Origin of the sequence: Photorhabdus hainanensis, from assembly GCF_018448965.1 — a bacterium.
GTDB classification, from domain to species: Bacteria; Pseudomonadota; Gammaproteobacteria; order Enterobacterales; family Enterobacteriaceae; genus Photorhabdus; species Photorhabdus akhurstii.
Genome location: NZ_RCWD01000024.1, coordinates 67,213 through 91,155 on the forward strand (window position 1 = coordinate 67,213; position 23,943 = coordinate 91,155).

A 23,943-nucleotide genomic window follows, 5' to 3' on the forward strand; every position below is an offset into this window, starting at 1 on the left:
CCATAGGGTATAATCTTGTGAATCAAAGTTGGGCGATGGCATGACCCAAGAATAACGCATGTTGTATACAGATTGAAACAAAAGAGCTGCCGGGGAAGGGCAGCTCTTTTCAGGCAAGGAGATTACTCAGTTATTTGGCGATGTGAGCAATCAGATCCAGAACCTTGTTAGAGTAACCGGTTTCGTTGTCATACCAGGAAACCAATTTCACAAAGTTGTCGTTCAGAGCGATACCTGCTTTGGCGTCAAATACAGAAGTCAGTTTTTCGCCATTGAAATCGTTGGATACGACGTCATCTTCGGTGTAACCCAGAACGCCTTTCAGTTCACCTTCCGCCGCATCTTTGATTGCATCACAGATTTGTTGATAAGTGGCTGGTTTTTCCAGACGCACAGTCAGGTCGACAACCGATACGTTAGGAGTAGGCACGCGGAAAGCCATGCCAGTCAGTTTACCGTTCAGTTCAGGGATAACTTTACCAACCGCTTTAGCCGCACCGGTAGATGATGGGATGATATTTTGAGCCGCGCCACGACCACCACGCCAATCTTTCGCAGAAGGACCGTCAACGGTTTTCTGAGTTGCCGTTGTTGCGTGAACAGTGGTCATCAGACCTTCAACAATGCCGAATTTATCATTGATAACTTTAGCCAGCGGCGCCAGACAGTTAGTGGTACAGGAAGCATTAGAAACGATGTCCTGGCCTGTATAAGTTTTGTGGTTAACACCCATAACAAACATAGGCGTGTCATCTTTGGACGGGCCGGTCAGAACAACTTTTTTCGCACCAGCGGCAATGTGCTTACGTGCGGTTTCGTCAGTCAGGAAGATACCTGTTGCTTCTGCGACAACATCAACACCCACTTCATTCCATTTCAGGTTAGCTGGATCTCTTTCTGCTGTAACGCGGATAGTTTTGCCGTTAACAATCAGGTGGCCGTCTTTTACTTCAACAGTGCCGTTGAAGCGACCGTGAGTTGAATCGTATTTCAGCATGTAAGCCATGTATTCGGCGTCCAGCAAATCGTTGATTGCAACGATTTCGATGTCTGAGCGTTCTTGTGCGGCACGGAAAACAATACGGCCAATACGACCAAAACCGTTGATACCTACTTTGATAGTCATAGTGTTCCACCAGCTATTTTTTAGTGAATTAAAAATTATTACTAAAGTTACCAAAACCTTGCCAGCCGTCAAGCGGAATCGTGTCAATAGCTGAAAAACATTAGCTTTGAGTTCACCATTTAGACGCTTGCCATAGGGTACTGGCAATCGAGCCGCCCATCATTATCAAGGCGTAGACAGATATTGAAAGTTAATTAGTTAGATATGCGAGTCACATCACAAATAGTAGGATTACCCGTTATCTTTCAAGTTGCCTCTTTGTTGGCCGCGCTCACTCACCCCGGTCACATAGCTCGCTATGCTCCCGGGGATTCGCTCCCTTGCCGTCGCGATTCATCTTGAAATCCATAGGGTATGGACAGATTCAGTTAACCACTTAAAATAAATTCCACTGATGTGATGTTAATTTTTTGTTATTATTAATCAATTTTATTGAGAACATGAGTCTTATTATTAAGGTGGTCGTTATGGCTAAGAATCCTGATGTTTCCCTTTGTAAAGAACTGACTGATATTCAGCGTCATGTAACCCAGAATGCCGGGACAGAGCCGCCATTCTCAGGGAAATTGCTGCATAATAAGAAAAGCGGCATGTATCATTGTTTATGCTGCGAGCAACCGTTATTTATGTCCGACACTAAATTTGATTCTGGTTGTGGCTGGCCGAGCTTTTACCAGCCTGTAACTCATGATGCGGTGCAGTATCTTGATGATAATAGTCACAATATGCACCGTATTGAAGTGCGTTGCAGCCATTGCAACGCTCATTTGGGGCATGTATTCCCTGATGGACCGCAACCGACAGGAGAACGTTTTTGTATCAACTCGGCTGCATTAAGCTTTACTGATGACAATACAGGCGAAAAAACAGTAGGTTAAATCATTTTTATGATTGCGGACATAATCGTATTTTACGCAAAAAATCGTTTCAGCTAATTCTGGAAAATAATGAGGAAATATCAATGGAACTGGATGATCTGTTATCTGTAATGACACCAGAAATATATCAACGCTTGGTTCAGGCGGTAGAACTAGGTAAATGGCAGGATGGCGTGCCTCTAACGGTAGAGCAGAAAGAGCATAGTTTGCAAATGATTATGCTATGGCAATCAAGGCATAACCATGATCCGCAACATATGACGATTGGTACTGACGGTCAGTTGGTGATGAAGAGTAAACAAGAACTGAAAGCGACCTTTCAGTCTGAAGTGGTGGCGACATTCAAGCCATAATCTTTGGCGAGTTGAAAAGGCTGAGTGTGTAAACTCAGCCTGGCCTTGGATTAATATCAGAGGAGAGCGTTTTCTAGTTGATCAAGTTCTATCAATATAGCGCCTTTCTCTTTTATCTCGTTAAATGCTGATTGGCTATCATTTGGACTGAGGTTAACCCCCCGACAACCATCAGTAATGACCCAAGTCTCATAACCTAATGTCAGCGCATCTAGCACAGTAAACTTCACGCAATAATCAGTCGCGATACCGATAATAAACAGGCGTTCAATTTGCTGTGCTTGCAACCAGTCATCAAGCCGGGTTTTACTCAGATGGCCGTTGTCAAAGAAAGCGCTGTAGCTATCGATCTGTGGATTTTCACCTTTATGGAAAATTTCGAGAATGGCTTGCTTGTTTAGCTGTGGATGGAAATCAGCGCCAGGCTGACCCTGAACACAGTGTACCGGCCACCATACCTGTGGAATACCGTTTAATATACCGATATCACCGATCTGTTGCCCGGAATTTACTGCGAAGCTCATATGTTCAGCCGGATGCCAGTCTTGAGTGGCAATAATGCTGATATTGTGTTTCAGACAAATATCAATTGCCTGATTTGCCGCAACAATGACTTGTTCACTCTCTTCTACGGCTAAAGCGCCGCCGGTACAGAAGTCGTTCTGTAGATCAATAAGTAATAGGGCTGTTTTCATCTTTTTCCTTGATTATTTATCAGGATAACTTAATTCACCACGTAAATTTTGTTGCATTAAATAACGAATTTTTTCATTGCTATAGGGTTGACTGAGTAAATAGTGCAACTTGGTTAAAGTTGCTTCAAAAGTCATATCGTAGCCGCTGATTACCCCTGCTTCCGCCAGAGCATGGCCCGTTGCATAACCTTCCATATTTACTCGGCCAGAAATGCATTGAGTCAAATTAACAACCACGATCCCTCTCTCTGTTGCCTGTTTTAGCTCTTTCAGTAGTTCAGGGCGCTGAGGTGCGTTTCCGACGCCATACGAGCGCAGGATGAGAGCCTTAACCGGCTGCATTAAAATATTATTCACAACCTGACTGGAAAGGCCAGGGTAAATGGTGATTACGCCAATTGGCTGAGGGGTAATCCGATGAGTAATAAACTCGCCATGACTGGCAGGGGCAGAACAAGCATTGAAAGTTTTGATGTTAATACCGGCTTCCATTAATGGAGAACAGTTTGGCGAGGCAAAAGCATCAAAACCGTCGGCATGTGCTTTGACGGTCCGATTCCCACGAAACAGTTTATTATTGAAAAACAGGCTGACCTCGTTAACCGGGTAATTAGCGGCAAGGTAAAGCGCATTCAATAAGTTTGTCTGCCCATCAGAGCGCAGCGCTTCCAGTGGGATTTGCGACCCTGTGACAATGACTGGCTTACCCAGATTCTCAAACATAAAGGAGAGGGCCGATGCCGTAAATGCCATTGTATCCGTACCATGCAGGATCACGAACCCATCATAATCATGGTAGTTTTCTCGGATATCATCAGCGATAAACTGCCAGTCTTCTGGGGTCATATCAGAAGAATCGATCAGTGGTTGATGTTCACGGATGGTGAATGTCGGCATTTCCGGTCGATGGAATTCGGGCATCTTTGTTAATTGACGCTGTAAATGCCCGGAAACGGGAATGTATCCCTGAGATGAGTGTCGCATCCCGATGGTTCCGCCAGTATAGACGACATAAATAGATTTCTTCCGCATGACTGTACCTCATAAAAAGATCAGCTGGATTATAGGAGTATTACAGAAGAAAAAAAGCCTGACAGGGATTTGTCAGGCTAAATTAATCGAGTTATTACCTGGAATCAGGCATTATTATGGGCTGTTTAGCGAATATCTCCGCAATTTAAACAGAATGCATAACGATTTTGTGGATCATTCAGATGGCGATAGAACTCACTTTGTTGTTTCACTTCCTGAGCCACTTGCGCCAATGGAGCGGGGAGCCAGGCTTGAACCGCTTCCGGTATGATAACTTGCGCGGTTGTTGTCAACTGGTTCATCAGCAACTCACTGAATGACATTTCAGGCTGCATCCAGTCAAGTTCTGGGTTATCCAATTTTGCCAATTCAGCCGCTTTAGTGACCGCATCATCGAAATCCCCTAATTGGTCGACCAATCCATTGGTTTTAGCATCATGACCAATCCACACATGGCCCTGAGCAATTTTATCGATTTCTTCACGTGTTTTATGGCGCGAATCAGCAACAAGGCCGATAAAGTTGTTATAGCCATTTTCGATATTAAGCTGCATCAGCTCTGAGAACTGTTTGCTGAGTCCTTTGGTAACAGAAATACCCGCGAGTGGCGTCGTGGAAACGCCATCAGTGTGGATACCAATATGTTCCAGACTGTTTTCATAAGTAGTGATGACACCGAAGATACCGATAGAACCCGTCAACGTACTTTGGTTTGCGATGATGTAATTAGATGGAGTAGAGATCCAGTAACCACCGGATGCCGCCATTCCTCCCATAGAAACCACCACAGGTTTATTCGCCGCGCGTAGCGCGGCCAGTTCGGTGCGAATAACATCAGAAGCGCTCACACTGCCGCCAGGGCTGTTTACTCGCAGAATAACGGCTTTGATATTATCATCCAGACGGGCTTGACGAATCTGAGCGGCGGTTGTGTCACCCCCAACCATACCTGGAGTCTGCTGCCCATCGACGATTGCGCCTTGTGCGACAATAACGGCGATATTGCCTTTAGATGATGATCTGCCTTCCACCAATTGCGGTGCATAATCGTAAATGCTGATAGCATTGAAGCGGCGGTTTTTTTCGTCCCAACCAAAGGCTTTTGTCATGTCGCTTTCAATGACATTGCGTGGCGCGACATAATCGACCAGCTTATGTTTAAGCGCATATTGCGCATTGTCTCCGCCAACAGCGCGTAAGCCGGCAATCATCTCATCAGCGCCTGGGAATACCTGATCAACAGTGAGTTTGCGGTTGGTTGCGACAGTATTGAGGTAGTTGTTCCATAGACCGTTGACCCAACGGCTATCAGCTTCGCGGGCATCGGGGGACATATCATCACGCATAACCGGCTCAACGGCTGATTTATACGTGCCGACGCGGAAAATATGCGCGGTGACTTTCAGTGAGTCCAGCAAGGATTTGTAATACAGGTTATTGGTTGAATAGCCATAAAGACCAACCGTTCCTTGTGGCGATAGATAGATTTTATCGGCAAAGGTAGACAGATAATACTGTGACTGATTATAACTATCACTGATAGCATAAACGGGTTTACCGGAAGTTTTAAACTCATTAATCGCCTTACCGATATACTGCATGGATGGCTGGTCGGCGCCGATGAAATCATCAAGTTTCAGCACCAGACCTGTGATTTTGGCATCGGTTTTTGCCTGACGAATGCTATCAACAATATCAAACAGGGAGTTTTCCTGGAATTTATTGCCGGATGCGCCAAACAGTTCACGGCTCAATTGAGTCAATGGAGTACGGCTGGAGACCTGATCCACAATAACACCGGTGAGATTGACATATAATGCTCCCCGATAACTATCCGCCGTTTTGTTTGGCTGTTGATAAAGCAGAAAACCGCCAACTACAACCAGAACCAGCATGATAAAAATCAGGTTTGAAATGACTTCCCGAATAAAATTTAATAGTCGCCAACTCCATTTAAATAATCTTGCGATCAACTTCCATAAAATACGCATATCATCTCCAAAAACAGGATCAAGTGAAGCTATCCTAATGATCAGACATGTAAATGTCAGCTTCAAATAGTGGCATATTGTCTGAAAAGACAGCTTTTGGGACTTTTATTTGTTAACAAATAAACAGAAAATGTTAGCTTATAACAAAATACATTATCTAGGAGAGAAAAGATGGATGCATTAGAACTTTTGTTGAACAGACGTTCAGTATCACGTTTAACAACCCCGGCGCCTCAAGATGAAGCGTTACAGCATATTCTGGCGGCGGGAATGAGAGCGCCTGATCATGGCGCATTACGTCCGTGGCGCTTTATTGTCATGCAGGATGAAGGTATTGAACGGTTCAGTCGATTACTCCATCAAGCAGCCATTGATAGTCAGCTTGGCGCTGACGCGGAAGAAAAAGCGAAAAGCGCGCCTTATCGCGCGCCATTAATCATCGCTGTTATTGCAAAAGTGGCTGAGAATTCCAAAATACCGGAATGGGAACAGGTGGTTTCCGCGGGTTGTGCGGTACATGCGATGCAAATGGCGGCGGTGGCTCAAGGGTTTGGCGGTATCTGGCGTACCGGTCCGTGGATTGATGATAATACCGTGCGTGCCGGTTTGGGGTGTGATGAACATGACAAAATAGTGGGTTTTCTCTACCTTGGAACGCCTGTGCTAAAAGCGCCAAATAAGGTTACTCCGCCGGATATGACTAATTTTGTCAGCTATTTGTAACCGAGGTCTGTTATGTCAACAGAAATTCGCCTTACCCAATATAGCCACGGCGCTGGATGCGGTTGTAAAATTTCACCAAAAGTTTTGGAAACCATTCTACATAGTGAGCAGGAAAAATTTCTTGACCCTCATTTACTGGTTGGTAATGAAACCCGTGATGATGCCGCGGTTTATGATATTGGCAACGGGACCGGTATTGTCAGTACGACAGATTTCTTCATGCCGATTGTAGATGATCCATTTGATTTTGGGCGTATTGCCGCCACAAATGCTATCAGTGATATTTATGCGATGGGCGGTAAGCCCATCATGGCGATAGCTATTTTAGGATGGCCTATCGATAAATTGGCGCCGGAAATTGCCCGTAAGGTGATTGAAGGCGGCAGAGCGGCGTGTAAAGGGGCTGGGATTGCACTGGCGGGAGGGCACTCTATTGATGCGCCTGAGCCTATTTTTGGTCTGGCTGTAACCGGTATCGTTAATATTGACCGAGTGAAGCAGAACAGCGCGGCGAAAGCGGGTTGCCAGCTATTGCTGACCAAGCCGCTTGGCATCGGTGTATTGACTACGGCGGAGAAAAAAGGCTTGCTGTTGCCTGAACATCAGGGCGTCGCGATCGAAACCATGTGTCGTTTAAATAAGTTGGGAATGGATCTTGCCGAGGTGGCGGGTGTTGCCGCAATGACTGATGTAACCGGGTTTGGTCTGTTAGGGCATTTGAGTGAGATTTGTGAAGGATCGGGGGTCCAGGCGACTCTCCATTTTGCAAAAGTGCCTAAACTGCCGGAAGTGGAATCCTATATTGAGAAGGGTTGTGTTCCGGGGGGAACCGGGCGTAACTTTGATAGTTACGGTCATCTTGTTGGTGAAATGACAGAACTTCAACGCAAGCTGTTATGTGATCCGCAAACATCCGGCGGCTTGCTGTTGGCTGTTCTACCAGAAGCTATGGACGAAGTGAAAGCGATTGCACGATGTCATGGCATCGAACTGACCGCGATAGGTGAATTGTCTGAGCAGCAGTCAGGCAGAGTACTCATTGAGGTTAATGAATAATATCCATGCGGCTTTTTATTGCAGAAAAACCTAGCCTGGCCAGGGCGATCGCCGATGTTTTACCCAAACCGCATCGCCGTGGCGATGGCTTTATTGCTTGTGGCGATAACCAGTTTGTTACCTGGTGTATCGGTCACTTGCTAGAACAGGCGGAACCTGATGCCTATGACGGTCGTTTTGCCCGTTGGTCATTAGTTGATCTTCCAATCATTCCTGAAAAATGGCAGTTAAAACCGCGACCTTCCGTTGAGAAACAGCTCAACATCATCCAGACGTTGTTGGAGAAAGCCGATGAAGTAGTGCATGCCGGCGACCCGGATCGGGAAGGGCAACTGTTGGTGGATGAGGTTCTGGATTTTTTGAAGCTGGATGATATCAGGCGTAAAAATGTTCGTCGTTGCTTGATAAGCGATCTAAATCCGCAGGCGGTGACCAGAGCGGTTGAGCGGTTGAGGGATAACCGGGATTTTATTCCGCTATGTGTTTCAGCTCTCGCCAGAGCCAGAGCGGATTGGTTGTATGGCATTAATATGACCCGCGCTTATACCTTGCTTGGCCGTAATGCAGGGTATCAGGGGGTATTATCTGTCGGGCGTGTCCAGACCCCGGTTTTGGGGTTAGTGGTCCGTCGGGATGAAGAGATTGAGCATTTCGTACCCAAAGATTTTTTTGAGGTGAAAGCGCATATTGTTACGCCGAAAGATGAACGATTTATCGCTATCTGGCAACCAAGTGAATCTTGTATTGATTTTTTGGATGAAGAAGGACGATTGATCCACCGGCCTCTGGCTGAACATGTGGTTGCCAGAATAACCGGTCAACCAGCCTATGTGACCTCTTATCAGGATAAACGGGAATCTGAGGTCGCGCCTTTGCCATTTTCATTATCTTCTTTGCAGATCGAAGCTGCCAAGCGTTTTGGCCTAAATGCGCAGCAAGTGTTGGATATTTGTCAGCGATTGTATGAAACACATAAGCTAATTACTTATCCTCGTTCTGATTGCCGTTATTTGCCTGATGAACACTTTGCCGGTCGTCATGCGGTGCTTAATGCGATATCTATTCACGCAACAAATCTGTTGCCACAAGAATTATTGGAAATAGATAGAAAGAATCGTTGTTGGGATGATAAAAAGGTTGATGCTCACCATGCAATTATCCCGACAGCACGAAGCAGTCATATAAATCTGACAGAGAACGAGGCTAATGTTTATGGTTTGATTGCCAGACAATATTTGATGCAATTTTTCCCGGATGCCATATTCCGTAAATGTGTTATTGAATTAGAAATTGCTGGTGGAAAATTTATTGCTAAAGCTCGTTTTCTTGCTGAGGCAGGTTGGAGAACGTTGCTTGGTAATAAAGAGCGTGATGAAGAGAATGACGGAACGCCATTACCGGTTGTTGCTAAAGGTGATGAATTATTGTGTGAAAGAGGAGAGGTGGTAGAGCGCCAAACCCAACCACCGAAACCATTTACTGATGCAACTATTCTTTCTGCTATGACGGGAATCGCCCGTTTTGTACAGGATAAGGAACTGAAAAAAGTTCTTCGTGCAACAGATGGACTGGGGACGGAAGCAACTCGGGCTGGCATTATCGAGCTGCTGTTTAAACGGGAGTTTCTTTATAAGCAAGGGCGCCATATTCATGCTACGCCTGCGGGTAGGGCGTTGATTCATGTATTGCCTGATATGGCTGCTTTACCGGATATGACCGCCCATTGGGAGTCCCGATTAACACAAATCAGCGAAAAACAGTTCCGCTATCAAGATTTCATGGGGCCGCTTGAGGAGACATTGCAGCAATTAATTTGGCAGGCTAAACAGAACCGTAATTTAACAGCTTTTCGTGATTTACCGCCACTGCCGGTTAAAGATAAAAGAGGGAAAAAAACAAAAGCGACAAAAAACAGTAAAACGGCTGCGCCATAGGGCGCAGCAATTATTAATTAACGTTATTTTAAAATAAACGATTGATATTCTATGTTAACAGAATATCAGATTTTAAATTCTGCCCAAACAGGGGCATGGTCCGAAGGTTTTTCCATCTCACGGATTTTATAGTCAATACCTGTTGCGATGCAGCGCTCCGCTAAGGGTTTAGTTGCAAGCAGTAAATCAATACGTAGTCCGCGATTATCATCAAACCCTTTGGAGCGATAATCAAACCAGGAAAATTGGTCGTTACATTCAGGATTGAGATGGCGGAATGTATCAACCAGACCCCAGTTTTTCAGGCGATCCATCCAATCTCTCTCTTCTGGCAGGAAAGAACATTTACCTGTTTTTAACCAACGCTTTTGGTTGTTCTCACCAATTCCGATATCCAGATCTGTCGGGCTGATATTCATATCGCCCATGATAATCACTTGTGATTGAGGGGTTAAGTTTTGCTCCAGGTAGTTTTGCAGATCCTGATAAAATTTCTCTTTTGCCGGAAATTTCACTGGATGTTCACGGCTTTCTCCCTGTGGAAAATAGCCATTAATCACGGTCAATGGCCCGTGTGGGGTCTCCATTTCTGCCATGATAACACGGCGTTGAGCATCTTCATCATCCCCTGGAAAACCACGATATACGGCAAGAGGCGCCTGGCGCGTTAACAGCGCGACGCCGTAATGGGCTTTCTGGCCGTGATAAAATACATGATAGCCAAGTTCTTTCACCTCTTCTAAAGGGAACGCTTCATCATGAACTTTTGTTTCTTGTAAGCCGATAACATCGGGTCGATGTTGCTCGACGATCGCAGCTAACTGATGGGGGCGGGCACGTAATCCATTAATATTAAAAGAGATAAATTTCATCTTTTACAGCCATCCAGTAAAAAGACACAGGAACAATAATAACAGATGGATCTTAAAAAGTAACTATTGACAATGGTCAGTACGAAATAGTAACGGCCCCCCCTAATATTATAATTTGTTGTGGAAAATATAATAATTTGTGGTGAGAAACAGCCTCTGTTAGACCGTTTTTATCTCAAGTGTTACAAAAATTGATTACTGAAAAATGTAGAACCCTATCCTAATCTTTGATAGAAAATTGAGCTCGTTAGTAATGTTTATATTTTCTAATGGTTGATTGGTTGAGATTAATTTTTGAACCATGATAAACATGAATAATAGAGTTTATTGAGCCACCTATGTATTGAACATACGCTTTTTTTATGTGGTATATGTTTGAGAAGTATTTGTTTTTTTGTACAAAATTTATGCCTTCACAGTATCAAACTTGATTTAGCTGTCATTTGGTGAAGGCTATTTCAAAGAAATTATTTTAGCCACAAGTTATATAGGAACGGTGAATTATGTTTTTTTCTCGTAAATTAGAAGCATTCATGGCAGTGGTGGAAAATGGTTCTTTAAGTAAAGCGGCAAGAGTGATGAACCGTACAACTCCTCCAGTAGCTAAATCAATCAAAGACTTCGAGGCAACATTAGGGAAGCGCCTTTTCAAAAGGGAGAAATTTGGGATGAGTCTGACTAAAGATGGTTTAGAATTATATAATGATCTTAAAGATCTTTATTTACAAGAAAAAGAAATAACTAAAAAACATATCAGTGGTAGTATATGTAACATAGTTAATATTTATTACGATTGGGGGAAAAACAAACATCTTATTTATTTATATAAAGCAGCTGACAGAAATAGCTCTCAGGTAAATATATTCCGGTTTAGTTATGATAACATTGAAGAAATAGTGGATTACGACGGCAACACGCTCATTCTGAGCTCAGAAAAGATACTAAGTGACCGTTTTAGTCTCATTCGTAAAATAAAAGGGCCTGAATTGGGAATTTGCTGCCGAAAAGAATTATTGGATATTGCTGGTGGCGATGTGATGCAATTGCTCAAGAGTAATACTTGGCTATGCGATCCTGTACTTTATAAAAGTAGTTTCATTAAAAACCTGGAAGAAGAAGTTATTCAAAGTGGTGGAAAAGTAAATATGCGTCAGATGGATAATATGGGATGCTGCATGAATTTCATTTATTCCAGAGATTATATATTTATTACCGATTCTCATCCTGACGAATTGGAAGGGGGAGACGCTTTGAGTTTTGTTCCTATTGAAAAACCTGGTGCAGCAAATCAATGTTATATTTATAAATCTAAATCGCACTCAAGCGTACTTAATCGTTTCATCGATTCAGTCAATGACATGAGTTAAAATTCACCTACGCGGAGAGGATTATTGTAAGCTCCGCGTTGTTGTTATGTGGAGATAATTATAAAGACTTTTCACTGTACCTAAATGATAAATTTATATTTATAATTCTTATTTGAATATTCCGAGTGAATATCTGGTAATGGTGAGGAAAAATGGACTGTTCCTCGCCTTTTGGGGCAACGTATACGACAAGCCTGACATACTTATTCATTCTTGTCTGGTGTCAGGACCGCCCATTTGTGCATGCACAAATCTGCATGGTCTTGGTTTTACTGCTTTAGCCACGGTGTTGCGGCGCTCCAAAAAATGATGTTCGCCCCTAAATAGCTTTCGGCAAAATTGGTAAGCTCCTGCTGAGTGAAGGGTTTTTTGGTTTTTGGGTTAGTATAGGTTAGCGTGGGTTCCTGGACTGCCATTGCCACCAAATCCAGTTTGCCCTTGTAGCGATTGAAAAAGGGATAAGCGTTTTTCATCTGAGCAGATTGATACGGTACGATATCGGGGCCGCCGAGACCGATCTTATTTTTCGACGCAAAATTAAAAAAGCGAGACATATACTGATGGTCATTATCCCATTCACATGGCCAGAAATTAACGTATTGCACCACGTAGGATTTTTTAAATACCTGGCGGGCGAATTTGATATTATCAAGTTCGGCGGCAAAATAGCGGTCACAGCTAAAACCGGTTTTATCCTGTTTCATGTCAATATCAATGGCGGTTTCTGGTAGATTAATCCCGGCAATACGGCCATCAAATTCTTTTGCCAGTTCGGAAAGCAGATTCTGATAGCTTTTGCGCAACGCTGTATTCCACTGAATAGCGACCCAACCATAACTTTGTGCTTTGCCTTCACCGGGATTATCAACTTGAGCAACTAAACCGCCTTGATATTTTGTGTCTTGTTGGAGATAAAATGGAATGTAGCGGGCATCTTTCTCAAAAAAGCGATCTTGGATCTGAATAAACAGCTTCTTTTTTATTCTATTAAGCAACGACAGATCTTTTTCGATGGCGGAAAAATCATATTTCCCCGGCTCGCTCTCCAATTGTTTCCAGCTATAAACAATTTGTACACCATCAATGTCTTGACGTTCTAACAGAGGACGTAATTGATCGAACTCATCGGATGAAGTGTAGAGATAGTTTTGTGGTTTTCCTGCGAGTGCGGCAGTTGACAGTAGACTAAAAATCAGAGTAGCTGAGATAATTTGTTTTAGCATTATAGTTTCTATCCTTAATTATAGGGGAATGAATATCATTAATTTATGACAGCTTAACAAGGTAGATAGTTCCATTACTTGATGAATTTATTTAACATCAAAAAGTTACTTTATTGATTAATTGGCAATTATTTTCCACGTCTTAGTACTCATTTATCTCTATCTTTGTGAATAAATTCTCATTAAGAACAAATGCGCATGTTATCAATGAATATCATATTCATTGGGATTGTTGACTGTTTTACTGGGAAACGTTTAGTGATTTATTTTGAAGTTTAATGAAAATTAAATGAAAGGCATTTTATGATAAAAAAGTCTTGACTTTTTTATCGGCTAATTAAGAGAATTGTCTTGCTCTATAAATAATTTATCTTGCTGTAGAAGATTAAGGAATAAATGGCGGGCATATCAGCGTAAAATATAATTTACATGCATTCTGATAATGGGTTGTTTGAATAGGTTAATCGAATTGCTAACTCTTAGAGCAGTAAAAGGATAGATATCCTGAAAGAGTATCATTAACAATATTCTGATTAATCCATCGGATTGTATTCGTGGTAGTGCCTTTACACTTGCCCGGTGGCAATAAGGATTGATCTATTTTTTTACCTTACATCACTGGATATCTTGTTATTAGTATAGCATGAATGAGAATTATTCTTTTTTACAGTGAATTGATGCGTGATATTTAAAAAGGAATAATGAAATTGAAATCCATGTAACATATTGAATAGGAATGAAAATAGGATATTGCTCTCATGGGGGATTATCTGATTATAACAGAATGCTCAAGTCCTTCTCATTTTATGGCAATCAATGCAAGCTTATTTTTGTCAATAAATGTCATGTTACTGTTTATGGAGTTTAAATATTCTGTTCGACATACTGTTATATCGGCAGAGATAAAGGGTGTACATTAAAAATCGTATTTTTTTGAAAAAAGAGTTGATCTTTATAAGCACCCGCCAAGAAGATAGGAAAATTTAGAAATCGTTCATTCTGTGCATGTATTGATGTATTACGAAAGCATGCATGGTCCGGGTAAATATCTACGGTTTACTTAACTGCCGATCGGGAAATACCGGCGTGGGTTATTTCCCGATATAACCATAATGACATGGCCCTATATTGAGTTCTTATTGTTTACTCATGATCGCAGAAGACTTAGGAGAAAATATGACAAATCCAACACCGATGATCATCTTTGATCACAGCCGCTACAGACTAAAAGTGTGGGGCAATAAAGCCCCGCTGGACGTGCTGGCCTTTGCCGGGCAGGAAGCCTTAAGCCAGCCGTTTCGCTATGCCATTGAATTCACCAGTGTGGAGAAAGGGATTGAACCGGCACAGATGCTGATGCAGCAGGCTGCATTTACCCTGACTTCGCCTGAGATCAATCCGGGGATACGGGGCTGGCCGATCGAACCCCCGGCGCCATTGCGCTCGGTTTACGGAGTGATTAGCGGTTTTAAATTGCTCTCCACCTCGCGGGATGAAAGCCGCTATGAAGTGACGCTAGAGCCACGGTTGGCGTTGCTGGCGAGAAGCCATCAATACGCTATCTACCAAAAGCTGTCGGTGCCGGAGATTGTGGAGAAAATCCTGCGGGAGCGGCACGAATTTCGCGGGCAGGATTTCCTGTTCAGTCTGGCGTACAGCTACCCGAGGCGGGAACAGGTGATGCAGTATGGCGAAGATGACCTGCGCTTTATCCAACGCCTACTGGCGGAAGTGGGTATTTGGTACAAAGTGACCGCCGATGACCGGTTAAAGATCGATGTGGTGGAGTTTTACGACGACCAGCGTGATTACCAGTTCAACGTCTACCTGCCTGCCCGCCATCCGTCAGGCATGCACGGTGAAGAGGACGCGGTGGTCTGGGGCATGGAAACCGCGTATCAGGTGGTGGAGGGAAAAGTGGCGACCCGCAATTATGACTACCACGACGCGCGGCCGTATCCCGGCTTGAACACCGAGGTGGATGTGGCACGGGGCGACCGCACCACTTATGGCGAAGCGTACCATTACCGCGATGACTACCGGATACCCGGCGACCGTTACGCCTATCAACCGGAGACGGAAAGCGGAGTATTTTATGCCCGCCTGCATCATGAGCGTTACCTGAATCAACGCATTCGCCTGCGGGGAATGACCACCTCCGCCACGCTGGTGCCGGGGCAGGAACTGAAAGTGAAGGGAGACGCCCCGGAAGCGTTTCGTAAAGGGGCGATAATCATCCAGATCACCAACAGCGCCCGCCGGGACAGCAGTTTTGAAATGGCGTTCACCGCCATTCCCTATTCCGAAACCGTCTGCTTTCGCCCGGAACGGGTACCGAAACCGGTGATGGCGGGCACGATACCCGCGCGGGTGAGCAGCACGCAAGTGAATGATACCTACGGCGACATCGACAAAAACGGCTTGTATCGGGTGGCGTTTAACTTTGACCGGGAGAAATGGCCGCAAGGGGAAGAAAGCCTGTGGGTGCGTCTGGCACGCCCGTACGCGGGGGAGAAGTATGGCTTTCACTGGCCGTTGCTGGAAGGCACCGAAGTGGCGATCGCCTTTGAAGGGGGCGACCCGGACCGGCCCTACATCGCCTATTCCCTGCATGACTCGGAGCACCCGGATCACGTCAATCTCTACAACTACAAATGCAACATTCTGCGCACCCCGGCGAATAACAAACTGCGGATGGGTGACGAACGCGGTCGGGAACATATCAAACTGAGTACCGAATACGGCGGTAAAAGCCAGTTGAACCTAGGTCATCTCGTTGATAGCCAGCGCCCACACCCGGATAAACGGGGTGAAGGCTTTGAGCTGCGCACCGACGACTGGGGCGTGATCCGGGCCGGTAAAGGGTTGTTTATCAGCGCGGATAAACAGGCCAAAGCGGGGGGTGAGGTGCTGGCGATGGAGGCGGCGCTGAATCAACTTCAACAAGCGCAGACCTTAACCGAGGCATTATGCGGCGCGGCTGAAATCGCTAAAGCGGAACTGGCGGATTTGCAGCAACAGAAGGCGTTGTTAAGTGAAACATTAGCTGAACTGAAAAAATCCGCGTTGTTACTCTCCGCGCCGGAGGGTATCGCGCAGACGACGGCAAAAAGCCTCCAGTTGGCGGCCGGGGAAAATATTATCGCCACCAGTGGGAAAAATGCCGATTTCAGCGTATTGAAAAAATTCACGGTAGCGGCAGGTGAAAGGATCAGCCTGTTTGCCCAAAAACTGGGCATCAAACTGTTTGCCAGCAAAGGCCGGGTAGAGATTGAAGCGCAGGGTGATGCAATGGGGCTGGCGGCGTTGAAAGATATCACGGTGAATAGCCATGAAGGGAAAGTGATCATCAGTGCCAAACAGGAGATTTTGTTGGTCAGTGGCGGTGGTTATATCCGAATAGGGAATGGTCAGGTGGAATGTGGTGCGCCCAATCACATCATCCAACGGGCGACAGCGTGGCAGAAATTTGGCGGGCAGAGTGTTAGCCAGACAGTACAGCAATGGCAAACCGCGAATTATGCTGTAACGCCGAAGGCTGTACGGGCTTATAAGGTTTCTCCGTTAGACCGTCAGAATATGCAGTTCCATGCCGAAGATGGCGGCGTACGGGCATTATCAACCATACAGAATGGAAAAACCCCTTTGCAAAAACAGGTTGGGGTGGAAATCAGTCAATTGAAAATAAAAGACGAGGAGTAAATGATGAGTGAACCGAAGGAAAACGAGATTTTTATTCACCCTGAATATGATGAACTTGGTCTCCCTTATTACAACGTGCCGAATGCCAGAATTGAAGAAAATCTGGTGGCGACTTGTTTGAAATACGCGACTAAAGTGATCCCGGTGATTTTTCTGCCGGGGGTGATGGGGAGTAATTTAAAGTTAAAACCGGAACAGGAGGGAGAGAAGGGGAAGTCAGTCTGGCGATTAAATTCAACATATAGTACTGACGTTTTATTATGGATGTTCAAGGGCGCATCTTACAGGAAAGAAACGTTAGACCCGAATAGGACGGAAGTTGATGATTCAGGGGATATTACGCCTGATCACACTGAGAAGAATAAATTCCAGACTTGCAAGCAGCGTGGTTGGGGGGAGATAGCCCATATTAGCTATGGCACTTTCCTGCCCTGGCTTCAAGCGGTGTTGGATGATGAGCGTCTGGCCTTTGAGTATTGTCTGGCCGGGAAGGGGGAAAAAACCCTTCGGCAACGTATGGTTGATATGAGCCTGAATGCGGAGTGGGGGGAAGAGCCGCTGACCGAGGCAGAGGTTGACCATAGTTATGATTTTCTCTACCCGGTTCATGTGATGGGCTATAACTGGTTGCAATCTAATAAGGAGTCTGCCAAGCGGCTGGCGGAATATGTGGATAAGGTTTTAGCTTTCTATGGTAAACGGTGTGCAACTAAAAAGGTGATTTTAGTCACTCACTCAATGGGGGGGCTGGTTGCTCGTTATTATTCAGAACTGCTGAATGGCAGAGATAAAATTTTAGGCATTGTGCATGGAGTGATGCCTGCTACGGGTGCCCCGACCACCTATAAAAGGATGAAAACCGGTGAAGATGGTAAGACAAGCCTGGTTGTGGGTTACGATGGTGAAGATATGACTCCAGTGCTGGCACAGTCTCCCGGCCCATTACAGCTTCTGCCGGGAAAGGAGTATGGTCGAGGCTGGTTACATATTGCCGATGGTAAAGTAACGCATAAGCTGCCGAAATCAGATCCGTATGAAGAAATTTATTTAGAAAAGGAGCGCTGGTGGGGATTGTGTGAAACCCGGTTTTTAAACCCGGATAAAAAGGATAAATGGAAAGATAATGAAAGCTGGGAAAATTATACGTATCTTATAAGGAAAGAAGTTAGGCCATTTATTGAAAGCTTGAGTGGTAAATATCACCCGAATACTTATGCTTTTTATGGTGCCAGTGAGAAAAACCTATCGTATGGCATTATTTCATGGCAGGAGGATAAACCGAATTATAATACATATAGTCGTGATAATAGTTATAGCAGGCCGGGGGATTATTCCGGTATGGCATTTGATCAGCCACTATACGATCCTATTAATATGGAAGCAGGTTCAACCCGCACTGTTCATCTTTCTGCTGGACTTTCATCGTGGGGATATAAAAATATTACATTTAGAATGGCACCACCCAAAGAGCCGGGAGATGGGACGGTGCCAGTGAAGTCTGGCCGTATTACCACCGAATATTTACGCAGCTTGCTGGCAACAGAAGTTGACCATGAAGGTGCATATAAAGGAAATAGCGAGACGGAAGAGACGTTTGCCCGGTTATTCACCTTACGTTCAATTGTGAAGATGGCGCAGGCGGTGAAAATTGAATAGGAAAACAACCTTACTGACTTTAGCGGTTATTTATACCTTATGGTGGTATATGCCCGTATTTTATTACCCGATTTTAACTGAAAAGGAAAAGAAAATGACAACTGAAATGTTAGCGAATATGCAGACCCGCTGTGTGGGCCGTTATTTGATAGATCTTCCTGCTGGATTTGACAATGTTGCCGATAGAGGGATATTTATTGGTGATGCGCAAATAGAAACCGAGCGTTTATATCCACCTGCATTTGAACAGCGGATACAGTTAAGAGAACAGAAGTTAAAGGAAGCTAAAACTATTGATCCTAAAGATATGCCCTTTTTAAGAAAAGTTTATCGCCTTCAAGATAATTTGAAAGGTGTGATTTTCGAAAAAAACGAAGATATTGATATTCCGAGCTATGCGAGAGTATTAGAAGCTCACTTATATAACAATGGGGTTGCTTTTACTATAACAATGAAATTTATGGATTTGTCTGATGAAAAATATGCTCGTGATAGAGCCGGTTTTATCAAAGATGGTTTTTCTGAAGATAAATTAAAGGCTACAGATAGAACGATGATGAAAATGAGGAACTTATTATCCAGAATCAGCGGCCGAAAAGATACAGAAATACCTACAGAGGCAGGTACTTGTATTCCTGATGGTTTTATTACTGGTAGTCGTGATGAGAAAGAGAATATGACCTTTATCTATGAGCGAAATGAAAGTGATCATTTTACTTTCAGTATTGAGATATTGAATGATCTTCAAGAGAAAGACCATATGTTAGATCGTATTGTCAGTATGGAAGGTGTATTACTGGCTATGCATACTAAGCTAATAAGGAAAGGAAAACGGGAAATTCATGGAACTTATACAGAGGAAATTTTAGCAAAAGTACCGACAAAAGTCATCGATCAACCGGAAATTGAAATCCCGGGATATGTATTTAATTTAGTTGCAAATGAAACGGCTGGGGATTATAAGAATCCTTTTGTTAATATCGAGTTGACGAATGACCGGGTATCCGCAACGCCGTTCAGTGAAAATGAACTGATAAAGTTTTGGGATGCGGTAACGAGTACTTTTCGTAAAAGGCCCGGTGCTTTTAAACGGCAATAACATGCTTCAAATAAAACCCCTTATAGGGATGTAAGGGTTAACCATCAGGATGAAAGAAGAGAAACAAGTATGAATACTGGTTTACATTCAGTTGTTAAAGCAGTGCAGGTGGTGAAAATTGAATAGGAAAACAACCTTACTGACTTTAGCGGTTATTTATACCTTATGGTGGTATATGCCCGTATTTTATTACCCGATTTTAACTGAAAAGGAAAAGAAAGTGACAACTGAAATGTTAGCGAATATGCAGCCTCGTTGTGTTGGCCGTTATTTGATAGATCTTCCTGCTGGATTTGAAAATGTTGCCAATCGAGGGATATTTATTGGTGATGCGAGAATAGAAACTGAACGCTTGTACCCGCCTGAATTTGAATATCGGATAGCGGCAAGAGAGCAGGAGTTAAAAACAATGCAATTTGTTAAACCAAAAGATATGCCTTTTTTAAAGAAAGTCTATCGCCTCCCGGATGATATGGAAGGTGTAATCTTCGACAGGAATGAAAGTTCTGGTATTCCTGGTTATGCCAGAGTATTAGAAGCGCATTTGTATAGTCATGGTGTCGCTTTTATTGTGACAATGGAGTTTACTGAGTTATCAGATGATAAATATAAAGAAGATAGGGACGATTATATCAGAGATGGGTTTTCTGAAAGGCAATACAATCAGTTATATCAAACCCTGGAGAAGATGAAAAGATTGCTATCCAGAATCAGCGGCCGAAAAGATACAGAAATACCTACAGAGGCAGGCACCTGTATTCCTGATGGTTTTATTACTGGTAGTCGTGATGAGAAAGAGAATATGACTTTTGTCTATAAGCGAAATGAAAGTGATCATTTTACTTTCAGTGTTGAAATATTGAATGATCTTCAAGAGAAAGATCATCTGTTAGAGCGTCTGAGGGGAATGGAAGGTATGTTTTTGTCCATGCATGCTAAGATAATAAGGAAAGAAAAACGGGAAATTAATGGCACTTATACGGAGGAAGTTTTAACGACCGCTCCGACAGAAAAAATTGATGAACCGGAAACCAAAATTCCGGGATATAAATTTATTTTAGTTGCTAATGAAACAATCGGGGATTATAAGAACCCTTTTGTTAGAATTAATCTGAGAAATGATCGGTTATCCGCAACGCCGTTCAGTGAAAATGAACTGATAAAGTTTTGGGATGTGGTAACAAGTACTTTTCGTAAAAGGCCCGGAGCTTTTAAACGGCAATAATACATTTCAAATAAAACCCTTTATGGGATGCAAGGGTTAACCATCAGCGGAAGGAGAAACCAGATGTTTAAAGAAATAACCAGTTAGTGGGGTTCGATATGATTAGTTTTGATTTTTGGGACTTGGTGTTATTAGCTTACATTTTCTTATTATTTTACACCTGGCCGATAATTGTGATGCTTGATGTATCTGCCATTTGTCGGATAAAGAAATGCATTCAAGATAAGAAATACTGGAGTGCGTCATTCTTGATTTTTGCCGCTGTATTAATGAGTGGCTCCCTTATCTTCTTTCTAATGATATGGATAAGATCATATGGTTAAACGGATGAGAATATGAGGAGATAATTATGTTTATCAGTCATATCACTGATCAAAGTAGAATTGTAAGCGTGACAGCGTTAACGTTCTATGATAAAGACAAACCGGTTAAATTAATCGGTGGCCTGATTTTTTATTTAAATGCGAAACAAGGTATGCATTCAATGGTGGTATATGATTGTTGTTGCCTGTTTTTGATTCCATTTCCCAGGATAATATCGAGTTATTATTATGAGTTGGCCCATACCTGAAATACCGGAACTTAAAGCAGTGTCGCCTCTGCGTTATCGGTTATGGTTTATCATTTTACTTTTAATACTGATTGCCGGCACACTGATTTATGCTTTTATAAAAGACACCACCGATTTCTATCATGCGGCGATTTATAGCAGCTTACCGTCCTTTCTGGTGTGGCTGTTATTATTTGGTGCGGTATTAAATCGCTATGAGCAATATTGCGCGGCGGCATACGCTTGGGAAGAAGCCAGTGCCGAAACCCGTTTCCAATGGCAGCAATGGAGCAGAAAACAACTGGCGGTGATCGGTAATATTATTCTGACGCCTGAGCAACAAGGTATTGCGTCGCTGTTAGGTGATGCGAAAGAGATTCCTGCTTTTCCTGAGCAAGGGCGGGCATTATCTCTGCCATCGAGTGATAGACGGCAATTATTGGCTAACATTGATCAGGATTTTGAAAAACAGTGTCCGGGTTATCGCTCTCTTTTACGCCAGATTTATATTGCTTCCGAGGATCACGCTTCTTATAAGCCTGCGATATATCGACAGTGGAAAATGAGTCCTTTACCGATAATAAACCGGGATGAGATCGATAAATTATACAATGAGGATGATTTTGAAGGGCTAATAATGGTTATCGCATTCCAGCGCTGGCCTTCTGAAAACAATAAGAAAGCCTACAGTGAATTTGTCTCGGCTCAATTATTTTCGTCGACAAAATTTGCTACGCAGGAAAAACTCAATGTCCTTGCCGGTATGGGGCGAACATTACCTTCATTACCCGGAGAAATAATCAAAGACTTACAGATATTGTTTGAATATAACCGTATTGATAAAAATAACATGCGGCACCTTTGGCTAACGGGTGTCACGAATGATGCTCTGACTGAACTGACAATTAACAGTCATGACTCTGCGTTTAATCTTTTTACCGAAAATTCGGTTCATTTAATCGATCATACTTTTGGTCCTCCGGGGCCGCTATCGATATTTTTGGCATCAGCCATGCTAACTGAGGCAATTAGCCTGACCGGTAGCGATCATATCGTTATCAATCAATTACCCGAGGGGAGCGCTAGCCTCTATTTAATGACTAAGGAATTACATCAATGAAAGTTAATCGACATCACCAATATGGCTATTTTGGATATATTTTTATTACCCTTAGCCTTGCTGGGATATTTCTCATGTTGATCTACTTGAATCAAACATTACTTGAGGAACGAGGGCTGCTTAAATCCGCATTGTATGCCTACGCCACAGTTTTTCCGATCCTATTAATAGGCTTATTTGGCAATGCTGTCTGGTGGCATATTCGGCAGAATAAAGCACAGAAGAAACTCAGACCTGAAATCGAGCGGGCAGCGGGTCGCTCTAGCCAGGCCGCTTTGGTATTGAGTGATTTGGGCGATCGCATGCGCCTCCGTTACGGGCGGTTCTGGTGGTATAAAGTGCGGATTTTACTGGTGGTGGGCGAAGTGGAGCAGGTGGAAGCCATCGCGCCGGGGCTGACCACCGCGTATTGGCAGGAAGGTTATCGCTCGTTGTTGCTCTGGGGCGGCAGTTTGCAGGCTGAACCGAATACCGCCCAGTTGATGGCGCTGCGTCGCCTGCGCCGTTACCGGCCGCTTAATGGTATTGTCTGGGCGCTGACCGAAAACCAAAGCGCGCAGCCGGCGTGGATGGATAAGGCTTTGCGGATGTTGCAAAAACAGGCCCAACAGTTACGCTGGCAGGCTCCGGTCTACCTGTGGCAGGTGTGTCACAGCGTCTGGTCTCAGGAAGGCCGCATCACTCAGGCCGTCGGCTGCTTTTTTCCTGAACGCTGTACACCGGATATCGTGGCGACCCAGTTACAAGAATTGGTTGACCCGCTGCGTCGGCGCGGCATGCAGCAATTGCTGGAGAAAACGGCCCACGATTTTCTCTGTCGTCTGTCCGCGAACTTGAAACAACAGGGGATTGCTCACTGGAAACAGGTCCTGACGCCGTGGTTAGCGGAGTATGGCGATGTGGTATCGCTGCGCGGTCTGATGTTCAGCTTACCGCTCAAAGCGCAGGCGACCAGAGTCCCGCAGGGCTGGCTGCCCGACTCGGCCTGGCAGGGGGTGTTGGAGGGCAGTCGTCGTTTCCACGGCCAGCGGGTTGGCATGCTCCGCACACAAACCATCTGTCGTGGCCTGATAGTGTTGGGCTTATTGTGGGGCGCCGGCATGGTGCTCTCTTTTTTCACCAACCGTAACCAGATAGCCGAGGTGCAGGCGGCGGTAGATGACTTGAAAGCGCGTCCGGAAAATTCAGGCGCCCAATTGCTGGCCTTAAAGGACCTGCGTAACGAGGTGGGCCGGCTGCAATACCGGGCTGAACATGGCGTGCCGTGGTATGAGCGTTTTAGCTTGAGTCAGAATCAGAAACTGTTGACGACGGTGCTGCCCTATTATGCGCAGGTCAATA

At 44.2% G+C, this 23,943-nt stretch carries 17 protein-coding genes and 1 pseudogene; 12 read left to right on the forward strand and 6 right to left on the reverse strand.

Translation table 11 applies throughout. From position 1 onward, the window contains the following. Positions 1 to 130: 130 nt before the first annotated feature. Positions 131 to 1,126, reverse strand: a complete 996-nt coding sequence (gene gapA, locus EAE92_RS15410; protein ID WP_214068696.1) for a glyceraldehyde-3-phosphate dehydrogenase — start codon at positions 1,124 to 1,126, stop codon at positions 131 to 133. Between the two features lie 467 nt (positions 1,127 to 1,593). Here gapA and msrB point away from each other — a divergent pair, with 467 nt between their 5' ends. Next, positions 1,594 to 2,004 (forward strand): peptide-methionine (R)-S-oxide reductase MsrB, encoded by a 411-nt coding sequence (gene msrB / locus EAE92_RS15415; RefSeq protein WP_214068697.1) that lies wholly within the window; start codon positions 1,594 to 1,596, stop codon positions 2,002 to 2,004. An 83-nt stretch (positions 2,005 to 2,087) separates the two neighbouring features. Then, on the forward strand, positions 2,088 to 2,357 hold the full coding sequence (locus EAE92_RS15420) for a YeaC family protein (protein WP_214068698.1): 270 nt from the start codon (positions 2,088 to 2,090) through the stop codon (positions 2,355 to 2,357). A 56-nt stretch (positions 2,358 to 2,413) separates the two neighbouring features. On the opposite strand, the gene pncA is transcribed toward EAE92_RS15420, so the two are convergent. The 3 genes from pncA to sppA all read right to left on the reverse strand — a co-directional run bounded on the left by pncA (position 2,414) and on the right by sppA (position 6,075). Continuing rightward, positions 2,414 to 3,052, reverse strand: a complete 639-nt coding sequence (pncA, locus tag EAE92_RS15425) for a bifunctional nicotinamidase/pyrazinamidase (RefSeq protein WP_214068699.1) — start codon at positions 3,050 to 3,052, stop codon at positions 2,414 to 2,416. Between the two features lie 12 nt (positions 3,053 to 3,064). After that, positions 3,065 to 4,084, reverse strand: coding sequence for an asparaginase (ansA, locus tag EAE92_RS15430; protein WP_214068700.1), 1,020 nt, complete (start codon positions 4,082 to 4,084; stop codon positions 3,065 to 3,067). Between the two features lie 125 nt (positions 4,085 to 4,209). Next, positions 4,210 to 6,075, reverse strand: a complete 1,866-nt coding sequence (gene sppA, locus EAE92_RS15435) for a signal peptide peptidase SppA (RefSeq protein WP_214068701.1) — start codon at positions 6,073 to 6,075, stop codon at positions 4,210 to 4,212. A 171-nt stretch (positions 6,076 to 6,246) separates the two neighbouring features. Between sppA and EAE92_RS15440 the strand changes: the two genes are divergently transcribed. The 3 genes from EAE92_RS15440 to EAE92_RS15450 are packed head-to-tail and all read left to right on the forward strand — an operon-like array spanning position 6,247 to position 9,788. Then, a complete protein-coding gene (locus EAE92_RS15440) occupies positions 6,247 to 6,798 on the forward strand; it encodes an NAD(P)H nitroreductase (RefSeq protein ID WP_214068702.1) in 552 nt (183 codons plus the stop codon). A gap of 12 nt (positions 6,799 to 6,810) precedes the next feature. Continuing rightward, positions 6,811 to 7,854, forward strand: coding sequence for a selenide, water dikinase SelD (gene selD / locus EAE92_RS15445; RefSeq protein WP_214068703.1), 1,044 nt, complete (start codon positions 6,811 to 6,813; stop codon positions 7,852 to 7,854). Between the two features lie 5 nt (positions 7,855 to 7,859). After that, positions 7,860 to 9,788, forward strand: coding sequence for a DNA topoisomerase III (locus EAE92_RS15450; RefSeq protein ID WP_214068704.1), 1,929 nt, complete (start codon positions 7,860 to 7,862; stop codon positions 9,786 to 9,788). A gap of 65 nt (positions 9,789 to 9,853) precedes the next feature. Here EAE92_RS15450 and xthA read toward each other — a convergent pair whose 3' ends face one another. Then, positions 9,854 to 10,660, reverse strand: a complete 807-nt coding sequence (gene xthA, locus EAE92_RS15455) for an exodeoxyribonuclease III (RefSeq protein ID WP_214068705.1) — start codon at positions 10,658 to 10,660, stop codon at positions 9,854 to 9,856. Positions 10,661 to 11,163: 503 nt separating this feature from the next. Between xthA and EAE92_RS15460 the strand changes: the two genes are divergently transcribed. Beyond that, positions 11,164 to 12,027: a helix-turn-helix domain-containing protein gene (locus EAE92_RS15460; protein WP_214068706.1), complete on the forward strand. Its 864-nt coding sequence runs from the start codon at positions 11,164 to 11,166 to the stop codon at positions 12,025 to 12,027. Between the two features lie 269 nt (positions 12,028 to 12,296). On the opposite strand, the gene EAE92_RS15465 is transcribed toward EAE92_RS15460, so the two are convergent. Next, complete coding sequence (locus EAE92_RS15465; RefSeq protein WP_422616061.1) at positions 12,297 to 13,253, reverse strand: hypothetical protein; 957 nt, start codon at positions 13,251 to 13,253, stop codon at positions 12,297 to 12,299. Positions 13,254 to 14,426: 1,173 nt separating this feature from the next. Between EAE92_RS15465 and EAE92_RS15470 the strand changes: the two genes are divergently transcribed. The 6 genes and pseudogenes from EAE92_RS15470 to EAE92_RS15495 form a co-directional block, all read left to right on the forward strand. Further along, positions 14,427 to 16,952, forward strand: coding sequence for a type VI secretion system Vgr family protein (locus EAE92_RS15470; RefSeq protein WP_214068708.1), 2,526 nt, complete (start codon positions 14,427 to 14,429; stop codon positions 16,950 to 16,952). A 3-nt stretch (positions 16,953 to 16,955) separates the two neighbouring features. Next, positions 16,956 to 18,608: an esterase/lipase family protein gene (locus EAE92_RS15475; protein ID WP_214068709.1), complete on the forward strand. Its 1,653-nt coding sequence runs from the start codon at positions 16,956 to 16,958 to the stop codon at positions 18,606 to 18,608. Next, on the forward strand, positions 18,601 to 19,707 hold the full coding sequence (locus tag EAE92_RS15480) for a T6SS immunity protein Tli4 family protein (protein ID WP_246545235.1): 1,107 nt from the start codon (positions 18,601 to 18,603) through the stop codon (positions 19,705 to 19,707). The genes EAE92_RS15475 and EAE92_RS15480 overlap by 8 nt, the downstream gene beginning before the upstream one ends. A 118-nt stretch (positions 19,708 to 19,825) precedes the next feature. Then, positions 19,826 to 20,932, forward strand: a complete 1,107-nt coding sequence (locus EAE92_RS15485; protein WP_214068710.1) for a T6SS immunity protein Tli4 family protein — start codon at positions 19,826 to 19,828, stop codon at positions 20,930 to 20,932. Positions 20,933 to 21,483: 551 nt separating this feature from the next. Then, the gene (locus EAE92_RS15490) at positions 21,484 to 22,602 is read left to right on the forward strand and encodes a hypothetical protein (protein WP_214068711.1); all 1,119 of its coding nucleotides are present in this window, start codon (positions 21,484 to 21,486) and stop codon (positions 22,600 to 22,602) included. Further along, positions 22,599 to 23,943 (forward strand): annotated as a pseudogene (locus tag EAE92_RS15495) (ImcF-related family protein); the annotation flags it as partial. The gene EAE92_RS15490 and the pseudogene EAE92_RS15495, both read left to right, overlap by 4 nt.